Source organism: Massilia scottii (genome assembly GCF_030846495.1).
Classification (GTDB): domain Bacteria; phylum Pseudomonadota; class Gammaproteobacteria; order Burkholderiales; family Burkholderiaceae_D; genus Telluria_A; species Telluria_A violaceinigra.
In genome coordinates this window covers 41,934-58,016 of sequence record NZ_JAVCWM010000034.1, presented here as the reverse complement: position 1 = coordinate 58,016, position 16,083 = coordinate 41,934, and the positions used below count along the sequence as shown (strand labels likewise).

The 16,083-nt window shown below is 63.6% G+C and carries 11 protein-coding genes and 1 pseudogene; 6 read left to right on the top strand and 6 right to left on the bottom strand.

Features of this window, described 5'->3' with window-relative positions; all coding sequences use genetic code 11:
* Positions 1-320 precede the first annotated feature (320 nt).
* From RBA41_RS29865 to RBA41_RS29855, 3 genes are all read right to left on the bottom strand, one after another.
* Entirely contained in the window at positions 321-4,586 is a 4,266-nt protein-coding gene (locus RBA41_RS29865; protein WP_306628003.1) for a DUF4214 domain-containing protein, read from the bottom strand.
* A gap of 139 nt (positions 4,587-4,725) precedes the next feature.
* Positions 4,726-4,950 carry a hypothetical protein gene (locus RBA41_RS29860; protein ID WP_306628002.1) on the bottom strand — a complete coding sequence of 75 codons (225 nt, stop codon included), beginning with the start codon at positions 4,948-4,950 and terminating at the stop codon, positions 4,726-4,728.
* Positions 4,951-5,204: 254 nt separating this feature from the next.
* Positions 5,205-6,545: a FecR family protein gene (locus RBA41_RS29855; RefSeq protein ID WP_306628001.1), complete on the bottom strand. Its 1,341-nt coding sequence runs from the start codon at positions 6,543-6,545 to the stop codon at positions 5,205-5,207.
* 305 nt (positions 6,546-6,850) lie between these two features.
* On the opposite strand from RBA41_RS29855, the gene RBA41_RS29850 reads away from it, so the two are divergent.
* The 4 genes from RBA41_RS29850 to RBA41_RS29835 all read left to right on the top strand — a co-directional run bounded on the left by RBA41_RS29850 (position 6,851) and on the right by RBA41_RS29835 (position 11,246).
* Positions 6,851-8,668 (top strand): CHASE2 domain-containing protein, encoded by a 1,818-nt coding sequence (locus tag RBA41_RS29850; protein ID WP_306628000.1) that lies wholly within the window; start codon positions 6,851-6,853, stop codon positions 8,666-8,668.
* Complete coding sequence (locus tag RBA41_RS29845) at positions 8,665-10,044, top strand: tetratricopeptide repeat protein (RefSeq protein ID WP_306627999.1); 1,380 nt, start codon at positions 8,665-8,667, stop codon at positions 10,042-10,044. The genes RBA41_RS29850 and RBA41_RS29845 overlap by 4 nt, the downstream gene beginning before the upstream one ends.
* 94 nt (positions 10,045-10,138) lie before the next feature.
* On the top strand, positions 10,139-10,450 hold the full coding sequence (locus RBA41_RS29840; RefSeq protein WP_229413376.1) for a VanZ family protein: 312 nt from the start codon (positions 10,139-10,141) through the stop codon (positions 10,448-10,450).
* A 13-nt stretch (positions 10,451-10,463) separates the two neighbouring features.
* Positions 10,464-11,246: a Crp/Fnr family transcriptional regulator gene (locus tag RBA41_RS29835; protein ID WP_229413375.1), complete on the top strand. Its 783-nt coding sequence runs from the start codon at positions 10,464-10,466 to the stop codon at positions 11,244-11,246.
* A 13-nt stretch (positions 11,247-11,259) separates the two neighbouring features.
* Here RBA41_RS29835 and cysC read toward each other — a convergent pair.
* Together cysC and RBA41_RS29825 are read right to left on the bottom strand one after the other, a co-directional pair.
* Positions 11,260-11,844, bottom strand: a pseudogene (gene cysC / locus RBA41_RS29830) (adenylyl-sulfate kinase); the annotation flags it as partial.
* Positions 11,845-11,870: 26 nt separating this feature from the next.
* Positions 11,871-12,140 (bottom strand): hypothetical protein, encoded by a 270-nt coding sequence (locus RBA41_RS29825; RefSeq protein WP_289310202.1) that lies wholly within the window; start codon positions 12,138-12,140, stop codon positions 11,871-11,873.
* 239 nt (positions 12,141-12,379) lie between these two features.
* Here RBA41_RS29825 and RBA41_RS29820 point away from each other — a divergent pair, with 239 nt between their 5' ends.
* A complete protein-coding gene (locus RBA41_RS29820) occupies positions 12,380-13,753 on the top strand; it encodes an ABC transporter ATP-binding protein (RefSeq protein ID WP_306628013.1) in 1,374 nt (457 codons plus the stop codon).
* A 166-nt stretch (positions 13,754-13,919) separates the two neighbouring features.
* Positions 13,920-14,789, top strand: coding sequence for a YncE family protein (locus RBA41_RS29815; RefSeq protein ID WP_306627998.1), 870 nt, complete (start codon positions 13,920-13,922; stop codon positions 14,787-14,789).
* Here the strand turns inward: RBA41_RS29815 and RBA41_RS29810 are convergent.
* Positions 14,712-15,911, bottom strand: a complete 1,200-nt coding sequence (locus RBA41_RS29810) for an acyltransferase family protein (RefSeq protein ID WP_306627997.1) — start codon at positions 15,909-15,911, stop codon at positions 14,712-14,714. The genes RBA41_RS29815 and RBA41_RS29810 overlap by 78 nt on opposite strands.
* Positions 15,912-16,083 lie beyond the last annotated feature (172 nt).

Below are 16,083 nucleotides of genomic sequence, written 5' to 3'. Positions count from 1 at the left end.
CGAGGGACAGAGCGGACAGCGGCTGCTTCCCGATCCTGATGCGGGCTGCACGGGGCCGGTGAGGCGAACAGCAGGGAACCGGGCGCCAGGATGTCAAAAAAATCCGCTTGGAAATGTGATGTGGATCACAAGTTCAAAAGCTTAGCATAAGCAAGGTTTTAACACCAGAGAAGATTTACTGTGTGCAGTATCAGATCTGCAATGGTGCCGTTCGCGAACGGCAGGCGGATGAAAAAAGGCCAGGCGGTGAGCCTGGCCTTTTGCGTGGCTTGAAAACGCAGGCCCGAAGGCCCGCGATTCCTTGCTACAGGGACTAATTATTACATAACAACCAGCGAACCAGCACCGTAGGTGGTGTTGAAGTTGGCAACGCTGGTAGCAACAGCGGTGTCATCTGCATTGTTCAGACCGGTCAGGTGCAGGGTGGTGGTGGTGCCACCGTTGGTTGCGACCACATCGATGATGCCGTCGGCCAGGTTGGTGTTGACGATCGACAGGACGCTGCCGGTCACGAACTGGAACACGTCAGCAGCGGCGTAGCCGGTCACGTTGGTCGTGTAGGTACCGGTAGCAACGCTGAACGTCACGTTACCAACCGAAGCGTCGATCGAAGCGACTGCCGAGTTGATTGGGGTCGTAGCAGCACCCGAAACAACGATCGTACCAGCGCCGAAGAACGTGTTGAACGCAGCAACGTCAGCGATCGGGTCAACGATAGGGGCAGCGATCGGGGTTTGCACCACGATGGTCTGAACGTTACCGCCGTTGGTCGCGGTCAGGGTCACTTCATTGTCGCCTGCGGCGCCGTCAGCAACAGTCACAACGGTACCAGCAGCGAACACGAACTTGTCGCCAGTAGCAAAGTTGCTGACCGTCGAATTGTACGTACCGTTGTTAGCGACGGTGATCGTGACGTTGTTGTTGTTACCAGCGTTGTAGCCGGTAGCACCAGTCATGGTGTAAGCAACAGCGTTCGGTGGAATGATCGCTGCAGGTACGCCACCAGCTGCGCCTTCGAGCAGGTAGTAGTTAGCTGCTTCGGAGTTGACGAAGTTAGCCTGGGTCAGCGAGTTCCACAGCGAGGTGCCTGCGGTGATCGTTTGAGCCAGATCGATGGTGCCAGCCTTGACGATGGTCGCGGTGTTTGCACCGATTGCATCGGCGATCTGGTACACGGTACCGATCGAGGTAACCGAATCAACAGCCACGTACACGTGGGTCTGGGCAGCAACGTTGTTAGCAGCGTACAGAGCCGTGATTGCGGTCTCGGTCAGTGCAACATTGATCGCGGTACCGATGGTGATCGACTTGTCGGTCGTCAGGGTGTTGGTCAGCGTGGTGCCGCCCAGTGCCGTGAAGTCCAAGTGATCGATGCCAGCGCCGGTCACGTCGAAGTTGACGATCGTGTCGTTGCCGAATGCAGGAGCGTAGACAACGGTTTCGTTGTTCGATACAGCGAACTCGGTCGCGGTTGGAGCAGCCAGATCAACTGCGATGACTTCCTTGTTGCCCAGGACGATAACGTCATTACCCGTGCCGCCGGTGATGATGTTGTCGCTGATCGCAGCGCTTTCAGCGCCGGTCATTGCAACGAACGTTGCTGGCAGAACTGGATCGAGCGCGGTAGCGAAGGCCGAGTTGTAATCGCCTTTGATGCCGAATGCATTGATCGAGTTGACCATGGCAGCGTACACATTGGCGCCGGTTGCGTCAGCAACGATACCGTATGCCTTGGCAGCAGCGGTGATGTCGGCAGCCGACAGGCCGGTGGTTGGAGCAACCAGGGCGATCGACAGATCGGTGACAGCGTGCAGGCCATCGGTCAGCGCCGTGACGTGCAGTGCGTTCGATTCAGCATCGGTTGCGACCAGCAGCTTGCTCAGCACTGGATCCAGGTTGATCGCTTTTTTGATCGCCTGGTTGATGTCGAGGTCGGTTGCGGTGTAGGTCGTGCTGTTTGCCAGGGTGATCGTCGACACGATACCTTTGTACGTCACGTTTACTTTCGTGTTGTACAGGAAGTAGGTGTTGTTGAAGTCCGAACGGGTGTCGCTGACGAAACGGTCGGCGTCCAGGGTCAGAGCGACCTGGTCAACGGTGTTGAATACCCATGCTGCGTTGGTCGAGGTTGCAACAGGCGTGGTCGAACCGTACACCAGAACGTTCACAGGCTGACGGCCGGTGTTTTCGCTGTAGATGGTGTCGTCGCCTGCGCCGCCGGAGATGCGGGTGTCGCCATCGCCCAGTTTGCGGATGGTGTCGTTGCCGTCGCCGCCGCTGATGCTGATGTTGTTGTTCAGATCCTGGTTGTTAGCCCAGTTGGTGGTTGCGGTAACGCCGCCACCAGCAACAGCAGGAGCGATGCGCAGGGTCAGTGCATCGTTACCAGCGCCGCCGTTCAGGCCGAACGTGAAGTCTTCCAGGCCGCTTTCGATACGTGCACGGCTGCCAGCAACGGCTGCGTCCAGATCGACGATCATGGTGTCGTTGCCCGTGCCGCCGGTGTAGGTGAAGGCGATGTTGTCAACAGCAGCGTCAGCCTGGGTGTCGACCTTGTTGACGTACTTGGCGATCGAACGGTCGGTCACGACAGCGGTGAAGCTCAGGTCGCCGCTCAGGGTCGAACCGTCGATCAGGCGAACGTCATGGAAACCATACATGTCGCCATGCTGGCTGCCGCCGCGCTGGGAAACGGTACCAGGCATTGGGAAGTCGCTACGGGTGCCAACTGGGGTGCCGCCGGTTGGCAGGCCACCGATGGTGCCTGGAAGACCAAGGACATCGACCAGCGGGGTCAGTGGGAACAGGGCGTTCGGGTTCAGAGCCGAGTTGATCAGGTTCTGGTTGCCGATGACCGACAGGTTACCTTTGGTAACGCCGTTGACCAGAACAACTTCTTCCAGGGTGTTGTTGGTCGAGTTGATCGTTTGCAGCTTGCTGGTACGCTCAACGGTGATTTCGAAACGCTCAACGCCTTTCGAGTTCGAGGTGTCGCCAACCGACAGACCACCGATGACCAGATCGCCACCGTTCGAGCCACGGCCCACGTCGTCCAGGATGATGGTGCTGGTGACTTTGAACGCCTGGGTTGCAGGGGTGTCGGTCAGGATCGCGGTGTGCAGACCGGAGTTTGCTGGCACTGCGGCTTCAGCCAACCAGCCCGATTCGCTGTCGATAGCGATAACGCCCGCGCCTGGGTTGGTGATGTTGATTTCAGTACCGGTCTGTGGACGGCCCGACTGGGTATCGACAGCGGTAAAGGTAACGCCTTTTTCGACTTTGAAATTCTGGATGCCAGGGGTGTTGGCAACAGCGGCTTTCACTGCGATCAACAGTTCGTCGTAGTTTTTAGCCTGGTCGATCTCTTGCGAGCGAACAACGATTGCCTTGCCGTCCAGTTTGAACGTGAAGCCGTTGTATGGATTGCTGGTCAGTGGTGGCAGCGACGCATCGGATGCGCGGGTGTCCATCAGTTGCAGACGCATCGTGGCGCCGCTCTGGGCAACAGGAGCTGCGCGCAGGGAGTGCTGATCGAAGTACAGGCCGAAATCGACGTTACCTGGATCGGTGCCAACCATGGCGATGGTGATGTCGCGGGTGATTTGCGAAGGGAGGATGCGGACATCTTCGATTTGCAGATCAGCGCGGCTGTCGCGGTCTTCCCAACGCAGAACGCCTACCATGTCCTGGGCATCGATTTGCGTCTTGCTGGTGCGCTCGGTGTTGTTGTCGGTGCTGTCACGCGAAATAGCTTGTGCGCGCAGAACAACGGTCTCGACGCTGGTCGTTTCGACGAGCATTGCGAAGTTGTTCGAATCGCCCAGGTCGGCACGCAGGGTGTCGTTGCCGCCGCCGCCGTTGATACGGTCGCCAGCTTGCAGGGTGTTGTCGTTATTGGCGAACGTAGCGATGAAGGTGTCGTTCAGAGCGGTACCAACCAGCGCATCTTTGTTGATGGTCAGGTCGAGGCTCGAACCAGGAACAGTGCCCAGCACCAGGTTGGCGATGGTCGTGTTGACGGTCGACTGGTACACGGCAACATCGGTGGTGCCGTTGACGTTAGCGAGCAGCTTGCGTGCTTCGGCAGCAGCGGCAGCGCCTTTGTAGGCGGTGATTTCGTTGTCGGTGTCGACAGCGGTGGTGAAGCCTTCTGCAACAGCGACTTTACGTGCGATGACAGCAGCGTCAGCGCCGCCGGCGATTGCGACTGCGCCTTCCAGGATGGCGTGGGCGGCACCAGCTTTGGTGATTGCGCCGGTATCGATCTGCTGTTTCCAGAAGGTCAGGCCGGCTTCCAGAGGAGCGCGGTTGAACAGGTTCTGGAAAATCGCGGTGACGAACTGGGTGGTCGTCGCGCCAGCGTACAGAGCCTGGGACTCAGCGCTGGTGCCGAAACTGTCGATCAGTTCTTTAACAGCGACATTGCCCTCTTTGTAGGCGGTTTCCAGGCCGGAGGTCGACGTAGGAGCATCCGCAGCCGCGAGCGCAGCAGTCATGGCTGCCAGACCAGCAGGGTCAGCCGGACGACCGAAATAGGAAATGTAAAGTTCTTGTGCTACTTTTGTGTACTCAGTTGCTGCGGCCATGATTGATCCTTTAAATGAATAGATATAACCAAATTTCTGCGGCTCGGGAGGGGTAGAAGTACCCCGCCAGACGCCTTTTTTGCAGAACAGGGAGTATATTGCCACATCGTGGGGCACAGGTTGTGACCGCCATCACAAATCACGGACTATTCGCACTTTTTTCCCGATTTTTTGGCTTTATATTTTGCTCTTGAACAAATTTTGCTGCTTTATTGTGCAACCAACGCTGCGCTGCCGCATTTTTATGCGTTTCATTGCCCGCCCGCTTGCGCCGGATAATACGCGCGGCGCGCCGGCTTAAATCCCACCGTTTTAAGACCGGCTTAATAAGGCGAATATCCATATGCGCTTTTTGGGCCGTCAAAAGGTACTCCACGCCCCGCGCGCCTGCCCGCGCGCCCTTGCATTCGGCGCTCCCGCCCCAAAGCGTGTTCAATTACCACCCTTGTCCTTTGGAAACGATTATGTTTGGCCCCACGTTTCCATAAGCGGTTCTGCGAAATAAACAGCAAAAGAAAAGGCCGCCTTATCGGCGGCCTTGGAACTGATAATCGCGCAGTTAATAAACCGGCGATCCGGATAATACAAAGGCGGGAATGATCGCGCCTCCCAGGGACGTCAGCGCGCCCATTGGGTGATACCCTCGGCGGTCAGGTTCGGATCGTTGCGCGACTTGAAGATGAACGTCGCGGCAGTGCCCTTGTCGCCACTGAGGTAGCCGCGGATCAGCGAATTCGAGACGGCCTGGTTGTACAGGTCGCCCTTGGAAAGCACGTCGCCCACGCCGGTCACTTTCATCTGCGTTTCCGGGCTGTAGACCATCATGCTGGTGACGAAGGTCTTCTTGCCGAAATCGACCTTGAGGCTGGCGTCGCCGATGGTGGCGCCCAGCGCATCGCCGCCGGTGCGCTGCAGGGTCGCTTCGCCGCTCTGCAGGGCGAACGACGCCGTGCCTTCGGTCGGCAGTACCAGGTTGCTGGTCAGCTGCCTGCGCACCGCATACGCGCCCAGCACGTAGCCCTGGTTATAGTCGGGATTGCTCAAGCGTTCGATGACGGCCGGGTCGGGCGGCGTATTGGCGATGCGCTCCCAGCGGCCCCAGATGACTTCGGGACCTTTCGGCACGTCCGGCACCGGTACCGGCACCACCACGGCCGGCTTCGGCGGCACGCCGGTGCCGCCGTTGTTGTTGTTGTTGTTATTGTTGACGCTGTTGGCCACCGCCGCCTTGGCGATCTGCTTGCTGTTGTCTTTCTGCGCATCGAGGCTGACCCCGGAGCCCGGCGTGGCCGGCACGGTCGTGGCGGCCTGGCCTGACGGCTCGTCCGGGCGTGGCGGGACGACCTTGTCCGGATTGCTGGCCGGGCTGTTGAGCAACTTGGGAATATTCTGCCCGCGCTCGACCTGCAGCAGCATGCCGCGCTGGCCGGCGAACAGTTCGCGGCTGGCCGTGCCCTCGCAAGGGCCCCCGCCTTCCGGGCGGCAGGCGCCGGCAAAGCCGCTCACCACCACCCCGCCCGAGACCACGGCAATGCGCGAGGTTTGCTGGTCGGTGGAGACGATGAAATCGGTGCCGCGCACGCCGATGGCGGCCACCGGCGTATTGAAGCGGTAGTTCTGGCGCGACAGCTTGACGCCCTGGCCGGAAATGCTGCGCGCCACGCCGCTGAGCAGCTCGAGCTTGACGCGCGTATTGGCCGGATTGGCGGCGTCGACCTTGTAGGCGATGATGCGCGCCTTGCTGTTCGGACGCAGGATCAGGAAGCCGCCGTCCACGGTCTTCATATAGACGTAGCCCTGGGCGCCGGTACTGAGCTCGTCGCCCTCCTGCACGGCGCTGTCGAGCACGGCGGCGCGGCTGGCCACCTGCACCTCGCCGGTCACGAACACGATGCGGCCCGCTTCGCCGGCAACGGCGTGGGGCAGCGCGGCGCACGATGCGGCGAACGCGACAGACATGAATCCAGCTCTGATAATTGATTGACTAAACATAAATTCTCCCTTACTAATTGAGATTATGCTCTCATCGCCCCACCGAAAACGTGTTCTGCGTCACATTTTTGCATCCCGATACAATTCTGCGACGTTCGTGCGACAAGCGTGACACCTGTTGCTCTGCATAATGTGTGCGCCGCGGGACATGCAGACACACTCCCGATGGCCTTGACGCGCTACAGGCGTTATACTTGCAGCTATTTTACCTCGGCAACGTTTCTGTTTAAGCATCAGATGGCGCGGGGATACTTTCCACAGTACTGGTCAACTTGCGCCTACCTTCCGCCTCTTTTCTGCACCTGACCATCCCGCTCGCCGCCTTGCTGCTGGCCGCGTGGGCGCAGCTGCCGCGCGGCCCGTCCGCGCTCGACGCCGCCGACGAGTGGCTGCGCGACCGCTTCGTGGTGGCCCAGGCGGTCGATACCCTCGAGCAGCGCATCCTGGTGGTCGACATCGATGAAACCAGCCTGGCCGCCCATCCCTGGCCGTGGTCGCGTACGCGCCTGGCCGACCTGGTCGAAACCCTGCTGGCCGACGGCGCGCGCGGTGTGGCGCTGGACATCATCCAGGGCGAGCCGGGCGAACCCGGCGGCGACGCCCGCCTGGCCATGCTGGCGCAACAGGGGCCGGTGGTGCTGGCCCAGGTCTTCGACTACGAACAGCGCCCCCAGCCACTGCGTTTCGGCAAGCCCGCCGGCGGCAGCACGGCCGCCGGCGCTGCCGGCGCGGTGCCGGCTTATGGCTACATGGCCAACCACGCCGGCCTGGCCGCGGCCCCGCACGTGGGCAATATCGGGGTGCTGCCCGATCCCGACGGCGTGCTGCGGCGCGTCCCTATGTATACCTGGTTCGAAGGACGGCGCTACCCGACCCTGGCGCGCGCCCTGCTCGACTGCTGCGGCGAACCGCCCAAAGTGGCCCCGGGCGCGCGCGAGGATGGCTTCGTGCGCGTGCCGTTTACCCGCTCGCTCGACGCTTATCTGGTGGCCAAGGCCGGCGACGTGCTGGCCGGGCGCGTGGAACCGTCGCTGGTGGCCGGGCGCCTGGTGCTGATCGGCTCGTCCTCGCTGAGCATCGGCGACCGGGTCGCCTCGCCCATGGGGCGCAACAGCGCCGGCCTGCTGGTGCACGCGGCCATGCTCACCACCCTGCTCGACCGCGACAGCGGCCTGGCGCCGGCGCCCTGGCCCGGGCGCCTGCTGGCGGTCCTGTTCGCCGCCGCCGTGGCGGCCCTGGCCAGCCTGACCTTCGCGCGCCTGTCGGCCGCCTTCAATGTACTGATGCTGGGCGCCGCCGCGCTGGCCTGGCTGGCCCTGGCCTACGGCCTGAGCGCCCACGACGCCCATTTTTCCGTCAGCGGCCCGCTGCTGGCGATCCTGTTCCTGCTGGCCGTGGGCGTGCCGTTCCACTGGCAGCTGGCGCAGTCCGGCTCGCGCCGCCTGCTCGACACCATGCGCCGCTACGTGGCCGGCGAAGTGGTGGACGAACTGCTGCGCAGCGGCCTGAAAAACCCGCTGGCCCCGCGCAGCCTGCAGGTGACCACCCTGATCGCCGACATGCAGGGCTACACCACCCAGGTCGAATCGCTGCCGGTCGAAGAAGCGGCGCGCCTGACCACCGATTTCCTCGACTGCCTGACCCGTCCGGTGCTGGAACAGCGCGGCACGCTCGACAAATACACGGGCGACGGCCTGGTGGCCTTCTGGGGCGCGCCGATTCCCAACGACGAGCACGCCGACCTGGCGCTCGACGCCGCCGCCCACATCCTGCGCGAAGTGACCATGCTGAGCCGGGCGCGGGTGCGCGCCGGCGGCCAGCCGCTGCGCGTGCGCATCGGTATCGAAAGCGGCCCGGCCATGGTGGGCGACTACGGCACCGCCTTCCGCAGCATCTATACAGCGGTCGGCGACAGCGTCAACACCGCCTCGCGCCTGGAACAGGCGGCGCGCGACTTCCCTCACGACGTCATCATCGGCGAGGGCACCGTGGCCTACGCCAAACGTCACCGTTTCATCAGCCTGGGACAACACACCCTGCGCGGCAAGGAGCACCCGATGCAGCTCTACACGCTGGAGGCGGCCGCATGAGGCGCGCGCCATGGACCCTGCTGCTGGCCGGCGCCACCCTGTGCGCCGCCGCCCACGCCCAGCAAGCCGACGGGGCGGCCGCGCCCGCCGCCAATGGCGCGGCCAGCGCAGCCGCTGCCGAGGCCGCTGCCGAGGCCGTTCCCGAGGCAGCCGCCGAGGCCAGCCTGGCGCCGTCCGACGCGAGCGCCGACGACAATGGCGCGGCGGCCGCGGCGGCGGCTGTCCAGGAAGAAAAACTCTACCTCGACGCCGTGCGCGCCCTGTCCGAAGGGCGGCCCGACGAAGCCACCGGCAAACTCGAACGCTTGCTGGAGAAAAATTCGCTGCACGCGGGAGCCTGGCTCGACCTGGCCATCAGCCATTGCTCGCTGGGCAACGAATCCGAGGCCGAGCGCATGTTCGAGCAGATCGAAACGCGCTTCAACCCGCCGCCCGCGATCCGCGAACTGATCGCCCACTACCGCAAGACCGGCTGCAAGGGAGCGCAGGTGGCGCGGCGCGCCATGTCGTTCAAGCTCGGACGCGGCTACGACAGCAACGTCAACCAGGGCTCGAGCAACCGCTTCATCACCGTCGGCAGCGGCGACAAGCTGTCCCAGGTGGAACTCGGCCCCGATTCGCTGCCCAAGGGCGATCATTTCAATGTACTTTCGGGCGACTTCAACCAGCCGCTCGGCAGCCGCGGCACGCTGCTCATCGCCCAGCTGCGCGCGCTGCGCCACAGCCGCGTCGACAGCCAGGACACCAGTTCGGGCTTGCTGGCGCTGGAAAAGCCATGGAGCGCCGGCGCCTGGAACGGACGCGCCACGGCCGCTTTCGGCCTGGTGCGCCTGGGCGGCGACCTGTATCAGCGCCAGGGCCAGGTGCTGCTGCGCGCCACGCCGCCGGTGGCGCTGGGCGAAGCGACCAGCTGGTCGCTCACGGCCGGCTACAGCGGGGCCGAATATCCGACCCGGCGCTATTACGATTCGCACACGCTGGACCTGGGCAGTACCGTGGCCTGGAGCGCCAAACGCGCCAGCGTGGTGCTCGCGGCCGGCGTGCTGGCCGACCATGGCCGCGACAGCCGTCCGGGGGGCGACCGTGCCGGCTGGTACGGCTCGGCCAATGTCTTCGGCGCGCTGGGCGACAAGGCCATCGGCGAAGTGGGCGTCAGCCGCCAGTCGTGGCGCAGCGATCATGCCTATTCGCCGGGCCTGATCGACACCACGCGGCGGCAGGACACCACCCAGCTGCGCGCCAGCCTGCAGGTGCCGGTCGGCACCCACAGCGCCCTGCAACTGGAACTGCGGCGCACCTGGAACCGCGAGAACATTCCCCTGTTCCGGTACGACAGCCATGCGGTCCAGTTCAGCTGGCGCACCGACAACTGGTAAGATAACAGTCCAGCACGCTGCTGGCGGAACCGCGGGTGCAATCGCTGCCGGCGGTCCGACTGTTGATGTGGACTTTATGACTTGGGAATTGATCTTGTTTTTACTGGGCACGGTTGCTATCGTGGCAGGCTGCCTGGTTCCGAACGAATGGCTGCCGCCTTTACCGAACGACAAACTGCTGCACTTTCTCGCCTTCGGCGTCCTCGCCCTCTTGCTGGCCCGCATGGTGCCTGGAGGATGGATCCTGCAAGTAAGCTTGCTGGGCCTGCTGCTGGCCGGCCTGCTGATCGAAATCCTGCAGGAATTGGTGCCCGGACGGAAATTTTGCTGGCGCGACATGGCAGCCAATGCCGCCGGCATCGCCACGGTGGCGCTGTGCGCACCGCTGCTGCACGCCTATCAATGACGGAAGTATTTGCATGAGTACAGACAACAATAACATCGTGTCCGCGCCCAAGCATGGCGCGCCGGTCAGCGAGGCTGACGCCGGCTCGGTCATGCCGGTGCCCAAGGATTCGCAGAACAAGATCAGCTTTCAGATTCATCTGCGCAAGATTCCCCTGCTCGCCAACCTGAGCGAAGATGAAATGCGCCAGGTGATGACGGATTTGCGCATCCGCACCTATGCCAAGCGCGATGTGGTGCTGCAAAAAGGGGCCAGCGGCGACAGCCTGCTGTTTCTGCTATCGGGCCAGCTGCAAGTGATCGACGTGACCGAGGATGGGCGCGCGATCGGCTTGCGCATGCTCGCGCCGGGCGACTTCTTCGGCGAAATTGCCGTGATTAACGGCTCGACCCGCTCGGCGTCGGTGGTGGCGCTCAGTCCGGTGATGGTGGCCCTGCTGCCGCGCAACACGGCGCTGCATCTGTTTTCGCACTCGCCATCGGTGGCCAATCACATGCTGCGCTTTCTGGCGGAAAAAGTGCAGCGCGATTCGCAGTTCCGCGCGCTGCTCAGCATTCACAACACAGCCAAGCGCATTTATACCTTCCTGGAACTGCTCAAGGAAAAGAAGGACGGCGATGTGGAAGTGGTGGAAAACCTGCCGACCCACCAGGATATCGCCAACATGATCAATACCAGCCGCGAGACCGTCACGCGCACCTTGCTGACCCTGGTGCAGCAGGGGATTATCGAAAAAGGCACGCACCGGCTGATCATTCTCGATCCGGCGGCCTTGCAGAAGCTGGCGCAGACGTGATGCGCGCCGGCGCTTACGCCGGCGCGATCAACCCGCTGCGCTCCAGATACGCCATCACCTGCGCGGTACAGGTCTCGGCGTCGTCACGCAGGGTATCGAGCCGCACCTCGGGCTGCTGCGGCGCCTCGTACGGTGAATCGAGTCCCGTGAAGTTGGGCAACTGCCCGGCGCGCGCCTTGCCGTATAGCCCCTTCGGATCGCGCCGTTCGCACTCGTGCAGCGGCGCATCGACAAAAATCTCGATGAATTCGCCGGCCGGCATCAAGCTGCGCACCAACTCCCGGTCCGAGCGGAACGGTGAAATAAAGGCACTCAACACGATCAATCCTGCGTCTGTCATCAGGCGCGCCACTTCGCCGGCGCGGCGGATATTTTCGACCCGGTCGGCCGCGCCGAAGCCCAGGTCGCGGCACAGGCCATGGCGCAGATTGTCGCCATCGAGCAGATAGGTGTGCGCGCCGCGCGCCGCCAGGCTGCGCTCGACCATGCCGGCCACCGTGCTCTTGCCCGCGCCGGACAGGCCCGTGAACCACAACAGACAGGGATTTTGCTGCTTGCTGGCAGCCCGGCGCGCGCGGTCGACCGGGTGCTGCTGCCAGGTCAGATCGGGATGGACCGGCGCGCTCATGACGCGGCCGGCTGGTCGCACACGGTGCACACGTCGCCGTCCCAGGCCAGGTAGCCATGGGCCTTGAGGTGCCACTTGAGCACGCCGGCTTCGACTTCGTCGCAGGACGTCACGGCGGTGGCGGTGAAGCGCACCTCGGCGGCGAACTGCTGGTCGAGTTCGAGCACGCCATCGACCCGGCCGCGCTCGGTCAGCACCCGCCACGGCAGGGGATTGTCGTTGTCGTTACGCGTATTAAAGCGGATGTACACCCAGGACCGTTCCATCGTTTTCCTAAAAGTTCCGCTGCTCTTGCCAGGCGCCGCTGCTTGTTCAATTGTTATTTTTTTCTTGGCCGTCATGATAGCAGTTCATCCCGCGAGCGGCAATCCGGACGCCTGCCGTGCAGCCCCCCACAGCGCGGCCGCGCGCATGCCTGCTGTATAATCGCCCACCCCGGCGCGCCGGCCTTAACCATTGAATGTTCTATGACGATAGCAATTTCGCGCCCACGGAGCATGCGCTGATGGGCAGTATCCAGGTCAGCCAGCTCGGCAAAGCATACAAGCAATATCCGACCCGCTGGTCGCGCCTGCTCGAATGGGCACTGCCCTTCCTCGGCCAGCGCCACCGCCTCAAGTGGGTGTTGCGCGACATTAATTTCAGCATCGCCCAGGGCGAGGCGGTCGGCATCATCGGCGTCAACGGCGCCGGCAAAAGCACCCTGCTCAAGTTGATCACCGGCACCGCCCAGCCGACTACCGGCGCGGTGCACCTGACCGGCCGCGTGGCCGCGCTGCTGGAACTGGGCATGGGTTTCCATCCCGACTTCACGGGGCGCCAGAACGCCCTGATGGCCGGCCAGCTGATCGGCCTGAGCGTCGAGGAAATCGAACTGCTGATGCCCGAGATCGAAGCCTTCGCCGAAATCGGCGACTACATCGACCAGCCGGTGCGCGTGTATTCGAGCGGGATGCAGGTGCGCCTGGCGTTCGCCGTGGCCACCGCCGTGCGGCCCGGCATCCTGATCATCGATGAAGCGCTGGCCGTGGGCGACGTCTTCTTCCAGCAAAAGTGCTTCGAGCGCATCCGCGAGTATTGCCATGCCGGCAGCACGCTGCTGTTCGTCTCGCACGCCATGGGCGCCGTGTATTCGCTGTGCAACCGCGCGATCCTGATCAGCGAAGGCCAGGTCGCGCTCGACAGCACCCCGCGCGAAGTGATCGACCTGTACAACGCCCACGTGCTCAACCAGCGCGACGGCAAGCCGCCCGCACCACCGCCAGCCGCCCTGGCGGCCGCCAAGGCGGCCACGTTGCCGGCAGCGAGTGCCGCTGAAACGCCGGCGCCCGCGCCTGCCGAGTCCACGGCTCCGGCTACTGCCCCGACTCCCGCGCCGGCTCCCGCCCCGCTGCCGGCTGCGGCCGCCGTCGGCTCCTTCGAGCGCGGCGGCGCCCTGATCCGCGCCATCGGCCTGTATGCCGACGAGCGCCCGGTGGCCACCGTCATCAGCGACCGCGTCGCCACGGTGCGGGTCGAGGTCCTGTTCAGCGCCGCGTTTGCCGACCCGCACATCGGCTTTCAGATCCGCAATGCGCGCGGCGAAGCCGTGTTCATGACCAACACCTACTGCATGCGCCGCCCGATCGGCGCGGTCGCCGCCGGCGAAGCCGTGGCCGCCGAATTTTCCTTCAAGGCGGCGCTCGCGCCCGGCGAATACACCATCACCGCCGGGGTGGCCGAAGGCGGCGCCGGCGACGGCGATTTCCGCCAGACCCTGGCGCGCGTGCAGGACGCCAGCGCCTTCAGCGTGCTGCGCAATCTGGACGCCATCATCTGGAGCGGCGTGGTCAATCTGGACCCGGTTCTTGAGCTGCAACGCATGGCCGATCCGGTGTGAAATTCTTTCCTGTTGCGGGCCGACTCAGCCTTCACGTTATAATCGCCGATTCGATTGCCGCCTAGCGGCATAAGGCGCCGCGCGTGCAACATTGCGACAGGCGCATCACGTCACCACGGTCTCTTGCCTCATGAATTTACTAATTACTACATCACAATCCTTTCTATTGCTCGACACCAGCAGCGGCCACGCACACGTGCTCGACCGCGGTCACGGGCTGTACTACGGCATCGCCCATAACGAGAACAAGCTGTTCGTCGCCGCCCGCAACCGGCTGGTGTCGTCCGACGTCGATCCATCCGAGGAACGCGGCGAGGTGCTCGTGTTCGACCGCTCGCTCAGGCTGTGCGAGCGCCTGCAAGCGCCCTTCCCCCTGCGCGACCTGCACGAAATCGCCTGGCACGACGGCAAGCTGTGGCTCACCAGTTCACACGACAACATGATCGCCATCTGGGATGGCCAGGTGTGGGAGCGCTGGTATCCGCTGGGCGCGCAAGATGCCGGCGACGTCAACCATTTCAATTCCTTCATGTTCGACCAGGGCCTGGTCTGGATCCTGGCGCACAACCGCGGTCCGAGCGAACTGCTCGGCTTTTCGCTGGAAACGCGCCAACTGGTGCAGACCGTCGCCATGGGCAACTGCGGCCACAATATCTGGCGCGAGGACGGCGAACTGTATTCCTGTTCCTCGGCCGAAAGCCGCCTGCTGAGCGACTCCGGCTTCGTGCTCGACACCGGCGGCTTTCCGCGCGGCGTGGCGTTCGACGCCAGCACCCGCTGCGTGGGCGTGTCCGCCCTCACCGAGCGCAAGTCGCGCGACTTCACGTCCGGCAAGGTGATGGTGTTCGAGCGCGACTGGTCGCTGCGGCACGAAATCGACATGGCCGGCGAAGGCCTGATCCTCGACCTGTGCCGCTTGCCGGCCGGCTTTGCGCTCACGCACAGCGCCGCCGCGCCCTCACTGTGGGCCAGCATTACGCGCGCCCACAAGCGCGTTGCGCGCCCGGAACAGGTATTCGCGCTGATGGAAACCTAAGGCGCCGGGCCGCCCCAGCGCCCGGATCCACGCCTGCAGCGGCCGCTCCACATGGCGGTAGCAGAAAAAGGACAGCACGAACGTCGCCCCCAGAAAACCGAGCAGCAGCCACGGCGAGCGCCACGGAATGGCGCGTCCGAGCGCACCGCACACCAGCGCGATGGCCAGCTGCAGCGGAAAATGCAGCAGGTAGCTCGAATAGGTGAGGTTGCCCAGGCTGGAAAACAGCTTCTGCACGCCCGCGTGGGCCGGCCGCACATACTGCAGCATCAGATACACCATCACCGGCACGATGCCGAAAATGGCGTGCTCGGGCTTGATGGTGCCGGCCGCGGTGGCCGCCACCAGCCCCATCAGCGCCACGGCCAGCGCCACGCCCAGGCCATGGCGCGCCACCGCGCTCCAGCCGGCGCTGCGCCGGTCCAGCAGCGCCAGCACCCCGCCCAGATAGAAAAACAGCAGGCATTCGATCACCGGCAGCTCGCTGGCGTAGCGCGCCAGCCCCAGCGCGGCCAGCGCGCCCACGGTGGCCAGCGCGCCCACGCCGGCGACGCGGCTGAAGCAAAAGAAGAACAAGTAAGCGATCACTTCCAGCGACACGCTCCAGATCGGGGCATTGAAGGAAAACCCCGTCCGCGGAAAGAACCAGTGGCTTGCCATGCCGAGCTGCAAGAAGAAACTCGACAGGCTGTTATCCTTGTAGACAAAATACCAAGAGTGAGTGCTCGCATACAGCGCTTGCCCGCCCGCCACCAGCAGCAGGGTAATCAGGTGCAGCGGATACAGGCGCGAAAAACGCAGCAGGAAAAAGCGTCCGGCGCCGACCGTCTTGTCGGCCAGCGCCTGCCCGTACTTCCAGAAAAAGATCAATCCCGAAATGCACCAGAACACTTGCACCCCGTACAAGCCATAGCGATAGAACAGGGACAGCAGTCCGAACAGCGGCTGGGCTTCGGTCTGGAACGCGAACCCCTGGTTGGCCACGAAGGAAAAATGCTGGTAATGCCACAGCAGCACCGCCAGCGCACTGCCAAAGCGCAACAGGTCGATGCCGGCCAGCTTGCCGGTACCGGAAGCGGCGTCGGCATCCGCCTTGGCGCGCTGGACGGGAGGATTTTGCATGTGGGGAAAATGGCGTGTAAAGGTGCAATATTATAACGGCTGTGCATGCCTGCGGCCAGATCGCGCCGCAGGGGGCCGGCAGCGGCGCGAGCGACACCATTCCCACCGGCTGGCGCAGGGGCTGCATGCTATAATCCTAAGCCCCTTTGACGCCACGGTAACAGCGGCGGCA